Source organism: Polaromonas sp. AER18D-145, from assembly GCF_002379095.1.
GTDB lineage: Bacteria > Pseudomonadota > Gammaproteobacteria > Burkholderiales > Burkholderiaceae_C > Polaromonas.
Genome location: NZ_NBZV01000009.1, coordinates 16,716 through 29,860 on the forward strand (window position 1 = coordinate 16,716; position 13,145 = coordinate 29,860).

The following is a 13,145-nucleotide window of genomic DNA, read 5'->3' on the forward strand; positions in this document are numbered from 1 at the left end:
CCTGGCAGCGGGCCTACCCCCGCATCAACGCTTCAATCTCATCGGCCTCCACCGGCACACCACGCGTCAGCAGTTCGCAGCCTTTGGCCGTGACCAGCGCATCGTCCTCGATGCGGATGCCGATGTTCCAGAACTCCTTGGGCACACCCTTGGCGGGCCGCACGTAAATGCCGGGCTCGACGGTGGTCACCATGCCGGGGCGCAGGATGCGCGAGGGCTTGCGCATCACGGTCTGGCCCAGCGCGTCTTTTTCTTCGCGCGGCTTGCTGCCCGGTTCGGTGTAGTCGCCGCAGTCGTGCACGTCCATGCCCATCCAGTGGCCGGTGCGGTGCATGTAGAACTGGCGGTAGGCGCCCGAGGCCAGCACGTCGTCGACCTTGCCGTGTTTGGCCTTGGACAGCAGGCCGGTGTCGAGCATGCCCTGGGCCAGCACACGCGTGGCCGCGTCGTGCGGGTCCGTGAAACGCTTGCCGGGTTTGGTCACCTTCACCGCGGCGTATTGCGCTTCCAGAACGATTTCGTACAGCACGCGCTGGGCCGGCGTGAACTTGCCGCCGGCCGGAAAGGTGCGGGTGATGTCGCTGGCATAGCCGTCGAGCTCGCAGCCCGCGTCGATCAGGCACAGCTCGCCCGGCTTGAGCTCGGCGTTGCCCGCCCTGTAATGCAGCACGCAGGCATTGGCGCCGGCAGCGACGATGCTGGTGTAGGCCGGAAACTGCGAGCCGTGGCGGCGGAACTCGTGCAGCAACTCGGCTTCAAGGTGGTACTCGCGCAGCCCGCCCGGGATGCCCTGGCGCAGCATGGCCGCCGAAGTCTGCATCGCGCGCACATGGGCGCCGGCCGAGATGGCGCCGGCACGCCGCAGGATGGCCACCTCGTGCGCATCCTTGGTCAGGCGCATCTCGTCGAGCAGCTTGCACAGGTCATGCTGGCTTTGCGGGCATTCGGCGCCGAAGCGGATGCGCGCGCGCACCTTGGCCAGCCAGCCGTCGACCTGGGTTTCCAGGCCCTTGTGCGTGGCAAATGGAAACCACACGGCCTGCTGGTTGGTCAGCAACCCGGGCATCTTGTCTTCGAGGGTGTCGACACTGAAAGCAGCATTCACGCCGAGTGCGGCCGGGGCGGCCTTGGGGCCGAGCCGGATGCCGTCCCAGATCTCACGCTCCATGTCCTTGGGCTGGCAAAACAGCGTGCTGTGGCCGTTAGCCTCGATGGCCAGCCAGGCGCCCGGCTCGTCAAAACCGGTCAGGTAATAAAAGTAGCTGTCGTGCCGGTAAGGAAAGCCGCTGTCGCGGTTGCGCGCCACTTCGGGGGCGGTGGGCAGCAGGGCGATGCCGCCACCGGCCGCCTTGAGGGCGCGTGCCACGGCGGCGCGGCGTTTTTCGTAGATGGTGGTCATGGGTAAAAGCGTTTTCCTAACGGGGGATGTTCAGTTCGGCCAGGCGTTCGGGGGTTCCCACGTCGGTCCATGCGCCTGAATATAGCGCCGCGGTGACATCGCCGCTTTGCATGGCCTGGCGGAGCAGCGGCGCCAGTGCGGCTTTCTGGCCGGCCGGCGTGTCGCTAAACAGGGCCGGGCGGTACAGGCCCACGGTGCTGTAGGTGAACTGTTGATCGGCACGCGTCAGCGCCAGGCCGTCGGCAGCGATGCCAAAGTCGCCCCTGGGGTTGTGCGGCGGGTTGGGCACCAGGTAAATGTGCGCCAGCGCGCTGGAGGCGGCAAAACGCTGCGCGTCGGCCGCCGGAAAATCAAAGCCCGGCATGAACACGTCACCGGCCACCAGCCAGAAGAGCGCGTCCTGCAGCAGCGGCAGGGCGGTGGCGATGCCGCCCGCGGTTTCCAGCGCACCGCCAAAACGTGCACCTTCGTGCGAGTAACGGATGCGCAGGCCGAAGGCGCTGCCGTCGCCCAGCGCCGCGGGAAACTGCTCCTCCAGCCAGGCGGTGTTGATCACCACGTCCGTGACACCCGCACGCGCCAGGCGCTCCAGGTGCCACACAATCAGTGGCTTGCCCTGCACGTGCAGCAGCGGTTTGGGGTGGTGGTCGGTCAGCGGACGCATGCGTTCGCCGCGACCGGCGGCCAAAATCAGGGCTTGGGTGCTCATGTGGCCTGAATTATGACGGCTTATAAGGAAAAACAGCCCTCTTCCCATGCGCATCGGGCGCTATCAGCTACCAAATCCATAGCATTCGAGGCTGGCGGCGTGCCGTCAAACCGCGCGGAGTGGCATCCCGTAAAATCAGGGGTTTTCCCGAGTGCCCGGTTTTGCCGGTGGCCGAGCCGGCACCGGGCGCTGCGACCTTCACACACCCTGGACTTCAAGCAATGGCTGACACCCCCACATCCCTCATGGCCAACTCCATCCGCGCTCTGGCCATGGATGCCGTGCAGCAGGCCAACTCCGGCCACCCCGGCGCGCCCATGGGCATGGCCGACATGGCGGTCGCACTCTGGGGCCGCCATCTGAAGCACAGCCCGCACAACCCGCACTGGTTCGACCGCGACCGTTTTGTGCTGTCCAACGGCCACGGCTCGATGCTGATTTATGCGCTGCTGCACCTGACCGGCTACGACCTGCCGATCAAGGAACTGAAAAACTTCCGCCAGCTGCACAGCAAGACGCCGGGCCATCCCGAGTTCGGCTACACCCCCGGCATTGAAACCACCACCGGCCCGCTGGGCCAGGGCCTGAGCAACGCCGTCGGCATGGCGCTGGCCGAGAAGCTGATGGCGGCGGAATTCAACCAGGCCGACCACAGCATCGTCGACCACCACACCTATGTCTTCATGGGCGACGGCTGCCTGATGGAAGGCATCAGCCACGAGGCCTGCGCCCTGGCCGGCGCCTGGAAACTCAACAAACTGATCGCGCTGTACGACGACAACGGCATCTCCATCGACGGCCAGGTCACGCCCTGGTTTGTCGACAACACCCCGCTGCGTTTTGCCGCCTACGGCTGGAACGTGATCGGCCCGATCGACGGGCACGACGTGGAGGCCGTCACGCGCGCCCTCACCGACGCCAAGAACAGCGCCGACAAACCCACGCTGATCGTCTGCAAGACCCATATCGGCAAGGGCTCCCCGAACCGCGCCAACACCGCCAAGGCCCACGGCGAGCCGTTGGGCGCGGAAGAAATCAAGCTCACGCGCGAGGCGCTGGGCTGGACGCACGCCCCGTTCGAGCTGCCCAAGGAGGCCTACGACGCCTGGGACGCCAAGGCCAAAGGCCTGGCGCTGGAAGCCGCCTGGGACGCGAAATTCACCGCCTATAAGGTGGCGCACCCCGAGCTGGCGGCCGAATTCACGCGCCGCATGAAGGGCGAGCTGCCGCGCGCCTTCGCGCAGATCGCGGTGGACACCGTGGTTGGTGCCCACACCAAGGCCGAGACCGTGGCGTCGCGCAAGGCCTCCCAGCTCGCGCTGGAAGCCTTCACCGCCGGCCTGCCGGAAATGCTGGGCGGCTCGGCCGACCTGACCGGCTCCAACCTGACCAACACCAAGAGCACGCCGGCCCTGCGTTTTGACCTGGCCGGCGACGTCGTCATGACCGACGCAGCCGACGGCGGCAAGGTCATCGGCCGCCACATCAACTACGGCGTGCGCGAGTTCGGCATGGCCGCCATCATGAACGGCATCGCGCTGCATGGCGGCTACATCCCTTACGGCGGTACCTTCCTGACCTTCAGCGACTACAGCCGCAACGCCATCCGCATGGCCGCGCTGATGAAAATCCGCGTGGTGCACGTGTTCACGCACGACTCCATCGGCCTCGGTGAAGACGGCCCGACCCACCAGTCGATCGAACACGCCGCCAGCCTGCGCCTGATCCCCAACCTCGACGTCTGGCGTCCGGGCGACACGGCCGAAACCGCCGTTGCCTGGGCCGTGGCGCTGCAGAACAAGGCCAAGCCGACCGCCCTGCTGCTGAGCCGCCAGAACCTGCCCTATGCACCGAAAGACGACCTCGGGCAAATCAGCAAGGGGGCGTATGTGCTCTCCGAGCCCACCGAAGTCGGGCTGAACAAAAAAGCCCAGGCCGTGATCATTGCCACCGGCTCCGAAGTGCAACTGGCGCTGAAGGCACAGGAGCTGCTGGCCACTTACAAAATCGCCGTGCGTGTGGTCTCCATGCCCAGCACCACCACGTTTGACAAGCAAAAAGCCGCCTACAAGTCGGAAGTGCTGCCCGAAGGCATTCCGCGCATCGCGGTCGAGATGGGCGTCACCGACGGCTGGTGGAAATACGGCTGCGCCGCAGTGGTCGGCATCGACAGCTACGGCGAGTCGGCCCCGGCCCCGGTGCTGTTCAAACACTTCGGCTTCACGCCCGAGAACGTGGCCGACACCGTGCGCAAGGTATTGTCGAAAAAATAAGCATCGTGGCGGCCCGAGGGCCGCACGGAGACCCCGGTTTTTAACTTCCAGGAGCAAAAGCAGATGACCATCAAACTAGGTATCAACGGCTTCGGCCGCATCGGGCGCAACGTGTTGCGTGCCGCCGTGCAGAACTTCAGCGACATCGAGATCGTCGGCATCAACGACCTGCTCGAGCCGGACTACCTCAAGTACATGCTGCAGTACGACTCGGTGCATGGCCGCTTCAAGGGCGAGGTCTCGGTCGAAGGCAACACCCTGATCGTCAACGGCAAGAAGATCCGCCTGACGCAGGAGCGCGACCCCGCCAACCTGAAGTGGAACGAAATCGGCGCCGACATCGTGCTCGAGGCCACCGGCCTGTTCCTCGACAAGGCCTCGGGTGAAAAACACCTGGCTGCCGGCGCCAAAAAAGTCATCTTCTCGGCCCCGTCCAAAGACGACACGCCGATGTTTGTCTACGGCGTCAACGACAAGACCTACGCCGGCCAGGCCATCATCAGCAACGCCAGCTGCACCACCAACTGCCTGGCCCCCGTGGCCAAGGTGCTCAACGACAAGTGGGGCATCAAGCGCGGCCTGATGACCACCGTGCATGCAGCGACCGCCACCCAGAAAACCGTGGACGGCCCGAGCAACAAAGACTGGCGCGGCGGCCGCGGCATCCTGGAAAACATCATTCCCTCGAGCACCGGCGCAGCCAAGGCCGTCGGCGTGGTGATTCCCGAGCTGAACAAAAAGCTCACCGGCATGTCTTTCCGTGTGCCGACCTCCGACGTGTCGGTGGTGGACCTGACCTGCGAGCTGAACAAGGAAGCCACGCTGAAAGAAATCTGTGCCGAGATGAAGGCGCAAAGCGAAGGCGCGCTCAAGGGCATCCTCGGTTACACCGAAGACAAGGTGGTCGCCACCGACTTCCGCGGCGAGACCTGCACCAGCGTGTTTGACGCCGACGCCAGCATCGCGCTGGACAGCACCTTCGTCAAGATCGTCGCCTGGTACGACAACGAATGGGGCTACTCCAACAAGTGCCTGGAGATGGTGCGCGTGGTCGCGAAATAATTCGCCGCCAGCAGCAATAAAAAAACGCGCCTTGGGGCGCGTTTTTTTGTTTGCGGTATCACTTCAAGCGCCAGTGATCTCCGGCGTCCCTGACGGCCTTTCTTCACGTCCATCCGGGTGCTTCGCAAACCGCAGTGGGTCGCGCCCATGCACGGGCGCGTCGTCGGCAAACGGCCAGCCGCCGAATTGTGTGCGCTGGTAGTCCGCCAGGGTCTGGGCGATTTCGGCCTGGGTGTTCATCACGAACGGGCCGTACTGCACCACCGGCTCGGCAATCGGTTTACCCTGCAGCAGCAAAAACTCGGCCTCGTCGCTGCCGCTGTTGCGCAGTTCCACCGCCGCATCGGCGCGCAGCTCGATGGCCGCATGCGCGGTGACGGTTTGGCCGGCGATGGTGACGGCGCTGCCCTTGAAAAAATACAGCTGGCGCCGTGTGCCTTCGCCCGCGGCGGCGGGCAGCGTCCAGCGCGCGCCGGGGGCCATGCGCAGCGTCCAGATCGCCACGTCGGCGTCGTCCTGGGCGGCCCACGAGTCGGGTGGCGGAGCCAGCGGCGCAGCGGCATCAGCGAGCTGCCCCGCAATCACCGCCACCTCGGTGCGGCGGCCTTCCGCGTCGGTGGCGCTCAGGCGCGGAATGTCCTGCGACCAGAACATGGTGAAGTGCGGCTTGGCCATCTTGCTCTGCCGGGGCAGGTTCAGCCAGATCTGGAACAGCTCCAGCGGGTTGGCTGCGGTGGCGTCAAGCAGGGGAAACATTTCCGAATGCACAATGCCCTGCCCGGCCGTCAGCCACTGCACATCGCCGCGGCCGAAACGCGCGGTGGCACCCAGCGAGTCCGAATGGTCAATCAGCCCCTTGCGGACGATGGTGACGGTCTCAAAGCCGCGGTGCGGGTGGGCCGGAAAGCCCGGCACCGTGGCGCCGTGGTACATGCTCCAGTCGTCCTTGCGCGAAAAGTCTTGGCCGATGGCCCGGCCCGCCAGCGAGACCGCCGGCCCCATTTCGGCGTTGGCCTTGGGGTAGGCGTCGTCGTGGTAGGCGCAGAACAAAAACGGGTCCATCGTCTCCCACGGAAAACCGAGAGGCTTGATCTGAACAATGGGAGGGGGCGTATGGGAAGAAGAGGACATGGCGTTGCTTTCAGGAGTCAACTCAGAGCTTACCGGCATCTGTTTTCCCGTGCCGGAGCCGCTTCGCGTGCACCCACGCGAACTGGGGATTCCGGCCACACCGGCCAATTGGGGACACGCCATTGTGGGTTCGTCCTACAGGGCATGGCCCGCACCGCAGGTAGATTTACTGTTCGTCCTGTGCATCTACCCAGAAATTATTTTAGGCAGTTCAAGGCCGAGGCAGGAAAAACTGCCTGCGCACAATTTCGCGCGCATTTTTCGCTCAAATTCCGAAAGACTCCCATGAAATATTCCATTCTGCTGGCCGCCCTGGTCGCTACCCTTGGCCTGACCGCTTGTGACCGCACGGTGGTCACGCCTCCTCCTGCCGTGGTGACCGTTCCCGGTCCTGCCGGCCCTGCTGGCGAAGCTGGTTCCACCGGCGCTACGGGCTCGACCGGTTCGACGGGCTACACCGGCGCAACAGGTTCCTCCGGCTCCACCGGCGCGACTGGTTCCACCGGCCCTAGCGGTGGTGCTACCGGCGCGACTGGCGCTACGGGTGCCACGGGCGCTACCGGTTCCACCGGCGCGACTGGCGCTACCGGCGACACCGTGATTGTTGTCCCGCAAAAGTAAGCTTTCATCGCGCGGCCAGCCCTTTCGGGGCTGGCTGGCGTGATGCGGGTGCGCCACCGGTGCACCACATGAAAAAGGCCCCAGCACCGAGGTGACTGGGGCCTTTTTCATGGCCGGGCAGGCATGGCGCAGGTGCCGGGTTCACCCCTTGATCAGGCCTTCATCAGGCCTTCAATTTCCAGCCGGTGCGAAAGATCCACCAGACGGCGCCCAGGCACAGCGCCAGGAAGCCCAGGATGGCGGCGACGCTGATGCCGACGTTGACGTCCGCCACGCCGTAAAAGCTCCAGCGGAATCCGCTAATCAGGTAGACCACGGGATTGAACAAGGCGATCTTCTGCCACAGCGGCGGCAGCATGTTGATGGAGTAAAACGCGCCACCCAGAAAGGTCAGCGGCGTCACCACCATCAGCGGCACCACCTGCAGTTTCTGGAAGTTGTCGGCCCAGAGACCGATGATGAAGCCGAACAGGCTGAAGGTCAGCGCGGTCAGCAGCAAAAAGCAGAGCATCCAGAAAGGATGCGCAATCTCATACGGCACGAACAGGCGCGCGGTCGCCAGGATCAGCAGGCCCAGCATGACGGACTTGCTGGCCGCCGCGCCCACGTAGCCCATCACCACCTCCATGGACGACACCGGCGCCGACAGCAGCTCGTAGATCGTGCCCGACCATTTCGGCATGTAGATGCCGAAAGCGGAATTGGAGATGCTTTCATTGAGCAGCGACAGCATGATGAGGCCGGGAATGATGAAGGCGCCGTAGCTGATGCCGTCGATGTCGCCCATGCGCGAACCAATCGCCGCACCGAACACCACGAAGTACAGCGAGGTCGACAGCACCGGCGAGGCGATGGACTGGGTCAGCGTGCGGAAGGTCCGCGCCATCTCGAAACGATAGATGGCGCGGACCGCGTGCCAGTTCATGCGGCCTCCTTCAGGGTGGCCGGTTTGTCGGCATGCACCAGGCTCACGAAGATGTCTTCCAGCGAACTCTCGCTCGAGTGCAGGTCCTTGAAGTCGATGCCCAGTTCGGCCAGTTGTTTGAGCAGTGCCGCAATGCCGGTTTCCTCGCTCTGGGTGTCGAAGGTGTAGACCAGGGTGTGGCCCTCCCCTTCCAGCGCCAGCGGCAACCCGGCCAGCGCCTGCGGTATGTGCTGCAGCGGTGCCTGCAGCTGCAGGCGCAGCTGCTTCTTGCCGAGCTTGCGCATCAGCACGGCCTTGTCCTCCACCAGAATCAGCTCGCCCTTGCTGATCACGCCGATGCGGTCGGCCATTTCCTCGGCTTCCTCGATGTAGTGCGTGGTCAAAATGATGGTGACACCCTTGCTGCGCAGATCGCGCACCATCTGCCACATGTCGCGCCGCAGCTCCACGTCCACGCCGGCCGTGGGTTCGTCAAGGAAAAGAATGGTCGGCTCGTGCGACAGGGCCTTGGCGATCAGCACGCGGCGTTTCATGCCGCCCGACAGCGCCATGATCTTGCTGTCCTTCTTGTCCCACAGCGACAGGTCGCGCAGCACCTTCTCGATGTAGGCCGGATTCGGCGGCTTGCCAAACAGGCCCCGGCTGAAGTTCACGGTCGCCCACACGGTTTCAAAAGCGTCGGTAGACAGCTCCTGTGGCACCAGCCCGATCTTGGCGCGGGCGGCGCGGTAGTCGTGCACGATGTCATGCCCGTCGGCCGTCACCCGGCCCGAGCTGGCGCGTACGATGCCACAGACGATGTTGATCAGCGTGGTCTTGCCGGCGCCGTTGGGGCCGAGCAGGGCAAAAATTTCGCCGCGCCGAATGCGAAGGTCCACCGACTTCAGGGCTTCGAAGCCCGAGGCGTACACCTTGCTGAGTTGTTCAATGGAAATAATGTCTGGCAAATCGGGGTTCCGGTTGTTGCCGGCGCGATGAAGCTTCGCCGGCCTGCGCCACTGTAACTGGATCGCATGAAGGCTGCTCGCGCCGGGCCAGCGTCACAGGTAGCTGGTGATGGCAGGCGCCTGGGACCAGTTGTCGTGTTTGCCGTCCACATAGGTGATGGGGGCCGCGGCCAGTTCTTCGGGCGTCACGTCTTCCAGGCAGCCCAGGTTCACGCCGTAGATGCTGCGGCCATCGGGGGTTTTGCCGATGCCGAAGGGGCGCACCCCGCAGTGTTTGCAGAAAAGATGTTCGTTGCGCATCGTGTTGAACAGGTATTGGGTCAGTTCCCCCTGGCCCGACAGCAGCCGGAACTCTTCGGGCGCGACGATCGCCGGCCAGAAACGGTTGCGTGAACAGATCGAGCAGTTGCAGCGGTAGGTACTGGCGCTCAAATCAATGTCGGCCTCAAAGCGGACGGCGCCGCAGTGGCAGCTGCCATGGAAAGCTTTTTTCATCGGGATCGTCATGGTAAATATTCAGGGCTTGGGGAAGCGGACCTCGTTGCTCAAGGCCCTCTCTTTGGCCGACGTCAGGGGCTGTATGGCGTTCATGGATGCGCCTGTCATTCAATCGCTGTTTTACTTCACCCGCCGGTAGGTGGCCGTCATGAAACGCTTCCAGCTGCCGTCGGCCTGAATCACCTGCGAGGCCAGCTCGTACGTGTCGGGCCCCTGCAGGGTGATGATGTCCTGGTAACGCACCAGCGTGCCGTCGCCGCTGAACGACGGGCCTTCCGTATCCAGCGTCAGCACCTTTCCGGCCGCGTCCAGCGAGCCCGCGTAGTGCCACAGGTGCGTCATCATCGAACCGACGAAGGTTCCGACAAAGGCGCTTTTCTGCGGGTCGTACCCGAGCGTGATCAGCATGTGGGCCGGGCTGCCGTCGGGCATGCTGCCATGGCTTTCGCACAGCACCCACAACTCGCCCAGGCTGCGCCCGGTTTGTTGACCCGAGTGTTTCATGGGCGGCTGGCCCGGGCCCATGTCCGCCTGGCCCTCAAACGTCCATTCGCCTACCAGTTGCTGCAGCCAGCGGTGCTGGGCCTGCGCCGCCGCGGCGGCGCAGGGGTCTTGTTCGGTACTGGACATGACAACACTCCTTTCAGGGCGTGGGCAGCGGGTTGATGACCATCCAGCCCACGCCGAAGCGGTCGGTCACCATGCCAAAGGACGAGGCGTAAAAGGTCTTGCCTAGCGGCATCTGCACCTGCCCGCCGTCGCTCAGCGCCTTGAACAGGCGCGCCGCCTCCGCGTCGGTGGGCGCGGTGAGCGTCAGCGAAAACCCCTTGAACTCCGGCTTGCCGCCGAAAGCCATGCCGTCCGAGGCCATCACCTGCGTGTCGCCGATGCGCAGGTTGGAATGCATGATCTTGTCCTCCGAGCCCGGGGGGCACATGCCCGGCTGCTGTGGCTCGGGGTTCTCCTTGAAGCGCATCATCGCCGTCACTTCGGCGCCCAGCGCGGTCTTGTAAAACGTCAGGGCCTCTTCGCAGCGGCCGTCAAAAAACAGATAGGGTTGGACAAGCATGGTGATCTCCCGGGTTCAGTGAGTCAGTGAGTTGGTGAATCAGTGGATGAAGGGGCGTTCGTGCGTGGGTCCTGCGGCCCTACTTGGCCCGCCCGTCGAAGTGCTGGACGGGGATGGCGGCGAGATCCACCCCGTCCAGGCAGCGGACATTGACCGCGGCCATGCGGTTTCCTTTGGGGTCCACACCCTCGCCATAGGCATGAATCCCGCAGGTCCGGCAGAAGCGGTGCCCGATGACATGTTTGTTGAAGGTGTAGGTGGCCATCGCGTCTTCCGGCGTGAGGAGGCGCAGCTTCTCGCGCGGCAAAAACCACATCAGCGCGCCCTTGCGGGTGCAGATGGAGCAGTTGCATTCCATGGCCCCCGTGAGTTCGCCTTCCACTTCAAACGCGACTTTGCCGCAATGGCAGCTGCCCTGGTAGACCATGCTTCAGGCCTCCTCAAAAGCGTGCTGCAGGCGCTGCACGTCAATCTTGTGCATCTTCATCATGGCCTGCATGGCGGCCTTCGACTTGGTGCCATTTTTGTCCTGCAGCATCTCGCCCAGCGCGGAGGGGATGATCTGCCAGGACAGGCCGAACTTGTCGGTCACCCAGCCGCACTGCTGGGGCTGCCCGCCTTCGGAGAGTTTGTCCCAGAGCTCATCGACTTCTTCCTGCGTCTTGCAGTCGACAAACAGCGAGATGGCCGGCGTGAAGCTGAAGTGCGGGCCGCCGTTGAACGCGATCAGCTCCTGCCCCTCGATCTGGAAACTGGCGGACATCACCGTGCCCTTGGGTGCGGGCCCGCCTTCGGCATACCGCCTGATGTCCCCCGCCTTCGAGTTCCTGAAGATGGAGGTGTAGAAGTTCATGGCTTCCTCGGCCTGGTCGTTGAACCACAGAAAGGGCGTGATTTTTTGCATGGGAGTGCTCCTTGGAATCGCTGGCCAACCATTGCCTGCGTCGTCAAACAGGGGTAGCGAGAAGGTCTTGTGTACACCGTCCACAAAAGAATAACAAAGATAATGGACGGCGTCCACATAAAAAGTAACAAACCATGACAGCCCTGTCCATCACGTCGCCGATCACGTCGCCGGCCCGCAGCACCTACCGCCACGGCGACCTGCGCCGCGCGCTGCTGGAAGCCGGCATCGAGCTGGCGCGCGCGGGTGGGCCCGAGGCCGTGGTGCTGCGCGAGGCCACGCGCCGCGCGGGGGTGGCGCCCAACGCCGCCTACCGGCATTTCGCCAGCCGCCAGGCCCTGCTGCAGGCGGTGCGTGCGGCCGCGCTGTCGGCCGTCGCCCAGGCCATGGAGGCCGAACTGGCCGCCGTGCCCGCCGGCCTGGGGCCGGCCGACTTCGCCCGCGCCAGCGTGCGCGCCGTCGGCACCGGCTACCTGCGTTTTGCCCAGCTTGAGACCGGGCTGTTCCGCACCGCCTTTGCCGCCTCCGACGACATGAAGGGCGAAGCCCCGCGCGACCCCGACAAGGCCGGCCCGGGCGGCCTGAACCCGTTTGAACTGCTGGGCGCCGCGCTCGACAAGCTGGTTGCCGCCGGTGTGATGCCGCCGGAGCGCCGACCCGGCGCCGAGTTCCTGGCCTGGTCCGCCGTGCACGGCCTGGCCATGCTGGTCATCGACGGGCCGTTGGGCCCGGTGATCGGCCCGCAAATGCAACTGGTCGGCCAGCGCCTGCTCGACATGGTCGAAAAGGGGCTGTGAGCCGTCCCTTTCTTTCAAACCCTGTGGAAAATACGGCGACACGCGAACAGGAGTCACCCCATGCCCCAGCCCATGCCGCAACACATCGGAATCGTCGGCTGCTCCGCGGAAGGTGCGGCGCTTTGTTACCGCACCATTTGCGCCGAAGGGGCGCAGCTGCTCGGACCCCACGCGCACCCCGAAATTTCCATGCACACGCCCTCGCTCGCCGCGTACGTGGACTGCCTGGAGCGCGGTGACGTGAAAGGCGTGGGCGAGCTGATGCTGGACTCTGCCTACAAGCTCACAGCCATTGGCGCCGACTTCCTGATCTGCCCCGACAACACCATCCACCAGGCCTTTGACTATGCGGCGCCGCGCTCGCCGCTGCCCTGGCTGCACATTGCCGAGGTGGTGGCGCAAGAGGCCGTGCAGCGCGGTTTTCGCCGCATCGGCATCACCGGCACCCGCTGGTTGGTGGACAGCGCGGTCTACCCGGACAAGCTGGGCGCGCGCGGGCTGCAGTACCTGCGGCCGAACGATGCCGAGCGCGACGAGCTGGGCCGCATCATCATGGACGAACTCGTGTACGGCATTGTCCGGCCCGAGGCCGTGGCCAGTTTCCTGCGCGTGATGGAAAGAATGAAAAGCGAAGGCTGCGACGCGGTGGTGCTCGGTTGCACCGAGATCCCGCTCATCATCAACGACGGCAACTCGCCGCTGCCCACGCTGGACTCCACGCGCCTGCTGGCGCGGGCGGCGCTGCAGCGTGCGGTGCACGGCACCATTTAGGCATAAAATCGGCCCGCAGCCCAATCATTACCTACGCAA

General features: G+C 64.6%; 16 protein-coding genes. 6 read left to right on the forward strand and 10 right to left on the reverse strand.

What is annotated here, in order from left to right; all coding sequences use genetic code 11:
* Positions 1–13 precede the first annotated feature (13 nt).
* Entirely contained in the window at positions 14–1,399 is a 1,386-nt protein-coding gene (locus tag B7G52_RS06870) for an aminopeptidase P N-terminal domain-containing protein (protein ID WP_096696884.1), read from the reverse strand.
* Between the two features lie 16 nt (positions 1,400–1,415).
* Positions 1,416–2,108 carry an N-acetylmuramate alpha-1-phosphate uridylyltransferase MurU gene (murU, locus tag B7G52_RS06875; RefSeq protein ID WP_096696885.1) on the reverse strand — a complete coding sequence of 231 codons (693 nt, stop codon included), beginning with the start codon at positions 2,106–2,108 and terminating at the stop codon, positions 1,416–1,418.
* 221 nt (positions 2,109–2,329) lie between these two features.
* Here murU and tkt point away from each other — a divergent pair, with 221 nt between their 5' ends.
* The gene (gene tkt / locus B7G52_RS06880; protein WP_096696886.1) at positions 2,330–4,381 is read left to right on the forward strand and encodes a transketolase; all 2,052 of its coding nucleotides are present in this window, start codon (positions 2,330–2,332) and stop codon (positions 4,379–4,381) included.
* 63 nt (positions 4,382–4,444) lie between these two features.
* Positions 4,445–5,443 carry a type I glyceraldehyde-3-phosphate dehydrogenase gene (gap, locus tag B7G52_RS06885; RefSeq protein WP_096696887.1) on the forward strand — a complete coding sequence of 333 codons (999 nt, stop codon included), beginning with the start codon at positions 4,445–4,447 and terminating at the stop codon, positions 5,441–5,443.
* A gap of 63 nt (positions 5,444–5,506) precedes the next feature.
* Here gap and B7G52_RS06890 read toward each other — a convergent pair whose 3' ends face one another.
* Complete coding sequence (locus tag B7G52_RS06890; protein WP_096696888.1) at positions 5,507–6,574, reverse strand: pirin family protein; 1,068 nt, start codon at positions 6,572–6,574, stop codon at positions 5,507–5,509.
* Here B7G52_RS06890 and B7G52_RS23240 point away from each other — a divergent pair.
* Both B7G52_RS23240 and B7G52_RS06895 read left to right on the forward strand, forming a co-directional pair.
* Positions 6,573–6,863 (forward strand): hypothetical protein, encoded by a 291-nt coding sequence (locus tag B7G52_RS23240; protein WP_141397395.1) that lies wholly within the window; start codon positions 6,573–6,575, stop codon positions 6,861–6,863. The two genes, B7G52_RS06890 and B7G52_RS23240, sit on opposite strands and share 2 nt — an antisense overlap.
* The gene (locus B7G52_RS06895) at positions 6,860–7,195 is read left to right on the forward strand and encodes a collagen-like protein (protein WP_096696889.1); all 336 of its coding nucleotides are present in this window, start codon (positions 6,860–6,862) and stop codon (positions 7,193–7,195) included. The genes B7G52_RS23240 and B7G52_RS06895 overlap by 4 nt, the downstream gene beginning before the upstream one ends.
* Before the next feature lie 163 nt (positions 7,196–7,358).
* Here B7G52_RS06895 and B7G52_RS06900 read toward each other — a convergent pair whose 3' ends face one another.
* The 7 genes from B7G52_RS06900 to B7G52_RS06930 all read right to left on the reverse strand — a co-directional run bounded on the left by B7G52_RS06900 (position 7,359) and on the right by B7G52_RS06930 (position 11,538).
* Positions 7,359–8,120, reverse strand: coding sequence for an ABC transporter permease (locus B7G52_RS06900; RefSeq protein WP_096696890.1), 762 nt, complete (start codon positions 8,118–8,120; stop codon positions 7,359–7,361).
* On the reverse strand, positions 8,117–9,067 hold the full coding sequence (locus B7G52_RS06905; protein ID WP_096696891.1) for an ABC transporter ATP-binding protein: 951 nt from the start codon (positions 9,065–9,067) through the stop codon (positions 8,117–8,119). Before B7G52_RS06905 ends, B7G52_RS06900 begins: the two co-directional genes overlap by 4 nt.
* 93 nt (positions 9,068–9,160) lie before the next feature.
* Positions 9,161–9,574 (reverse strand): GFA family protein, encoded by a 414-nt coding sequence (locus tag B7G52_RS06910; RefSeq protein WP_371328998.1) that lies wholly within the window; start codon positions 9,572–9,574, stop codon positions 9,161–9,163.
* Positions 9,575–9,685: 111 nt separating this feature from the next.
* Positions 9,686–10,195: a DUF1579 domain-containing protein gene (locus B7G52_RS06915; RefSeq protein WP_096696892.1), complete on the reverse strand. Its 510-nt coding sequence runs from the start codon at positions 10,193–10,195 to the stop codon at positions 9,686–9,688.
* A 13-nt stretch (positions 10,196–10,208) separates the two neighbouring features.
* Positions 10,209–10,634 (reverse strand): VOC family protein, encoded by a 426-nt coding sequence (locus B7G52_RS06920; RefSeq protein ID WP_096696893.1) that lies wholly within the window; start codon positions 10,632–10,634, stop codon positions 10,209–10,211.
* A 79-nt stretch (positions 10,635–10,713) separates the two neighbouring features.
* Positions 10,714–11,061 carry a GFA family protein gene (locus B7G52_RS06925; RefSeq protein WP_096696894.1) on the reverse strand — a complete coding sequence of 116 codons (348 nt, stop codon included), beginning with the start codon at positions 11,059–11,061 and terminating at the stop codon, positions 10,714–10,716.
* A 3-nt stretch (positions 11,062–11,064) separates the two neighbouring features.
* Positions 11,065–11,538 carry a VOC family protein gene (locus B7G52_RS06930; RefSeq protein WP_096696895.1) on the reverse strand — a complete coding sequence of 158 codons (474 nt, stop codon included), beginning with the start codon at positions 11,536–11,538 and terminating at the stop codon, positions 11,065–11,067.
* A 134-nt stretch (positions 11,539–11,672) separates the two neighbouring features.
* Between B7G52_RS06930 and B7G52_RS06935 the strand changes: the two genes are divergently transcribed.
* Both B7G52_RS06935 and B7G52_RS06940 read left to right on the forward strand, forming a co-directional pair.
* Positions 11,673–12,335, forward strand: a complete 663-nt coding sequence (locus tag B7G52_RS06935; protein ID WP_096696896.1) for a TetR/AcrR family transcriptional regulator — start codon at positions 11,673–11,675, stop codon at positions 12,333–12,335.
* A 72-nt stretch (positions 12,336–12,407) separates the two neighbouring features.
* Positions 12,408–13,106 carry an aspartate/glutamate racemase family protein gene (locus B7G52_RS06940; RefSeq protein WP_096696963.1) on the forward strand — a complete coding sequence of 233 codons (699 nt, stop codon included), beginning with the start codon at positions 12,408–12,410 and terminating at the stop codon, positions 13,104–13,106.
* Positions 13,107–13,145 lie beyond the last annotated feature (39 nt).

Excerpts from the sequence above, each read along its gene's own strand:
- B7G52_RS06900 (WP_096696890.1), bottom strand. The coding sequence starts at position 8,120 with ATGAACTGGCACGCGGTCCGCGCCATCTATCGTTTCGAGATGGCGCGG.
- tkt (WP_096696886.1), top strand. The coding sequence starts at position 2,330 with ATGGCTGACACCCCCACATCCCTCATGGCCAACTCCATCCGCGCTCTG.
- B7G52_RS06910 (WP_371328998.1), bottom strand. The coding sequence starts at position 9,574 with ATGACGATCCCGATGAAAAAAGCTTTCCATGGCAGCTGCCACTGCGGC.
- B7G52_RS06935 (WP_096696896.1), top strand. The coding sequence starts at position 11,673 with ATGACAGCCCTGTCCATCACGTCGCCGATCACGTCGCCGGCCCGCAGC.
- B7G52_RS06940 (WP_096696963.1), top strand. The coding sequence starts at position 12,408 with ATGCCGCAACACATCGGAATCGTCGGCTGCTCCGCGGAAGGTGCGGCG.
- B7G52_RS06925 (WP_096696894.1), bottom strand. The coding sequence starts at position 11,061 with ATGGTCTACCAGGGCAGCTGCCATTGCGGCAAAGTCGCGTTTGAAGTG.
- B7G52_RS06895 (WP_096696889.1), top strand. The coding sequence starts at position 6,860 with ATGAAATATTCCATTCTGCTGGCCGCCCTGGTCGCTACCCTTGGCCTG.
- murU (WP_096696885.1), bottom strand. The coding sequence starts at position 2,108 with ATGAGCACCCAAGCCCTGATTTTGGCCGCCGGTCGCGGCGAACGCATG.
- B7G52_RS06870 (WP_096696884.1), bottom strand. The coding sequence starts at position 1,399 with ATGACCACCATCTACGAAAAACGCCGCGCCGCCGTGGCACGCGCCCTC.
- B7G52_RS06930 (WP_096696895.1), bottom strand. The coding sequence starts at position 11,538 with ATGCAAAAAATCACGCCCTTTCTGTGGTTCAACGACCAGGCCGAGGAA.
- B7G52_RS06920 (WP_096696893.1), bottom strand. The coding sequence starts at position 10,634 with ATGCTTGTCCAACCCTATCTGTTTTTTGACGGCCGCTGCGAAGAGGCC.
- B7G52_RS06890 (WP_096696888.1), bottom strand. The coding sequence starts at position 6,574 with ATGTCCTCTTCTTCCCATACGCCCCCTCCCATTGTTCAGATCAAGCCT.
- gap (WP_096696887.1), top strand. The coding sequence starts at position 4,445 with ATGACCATCAAACTAGGTATCAACGGCTTCGGCCGCATCGGGCGCAAC.
- B7G52_RS06915 (WP_096696892.1), bottom strand. The coding sequence starts at position 10,195 with ATGTCCAGTACCGAACAAGACCCCTGCGCCGCCGCGGCGGCGCAGGCC.
- B7G52_RS23240 (WP_141397395.1), top strand. The coding sequence starts at position 6,573 with ATGGCGTTGCTTTCAGGAGTCAACTCAGAGCTTACCGGCATCTGTTTT.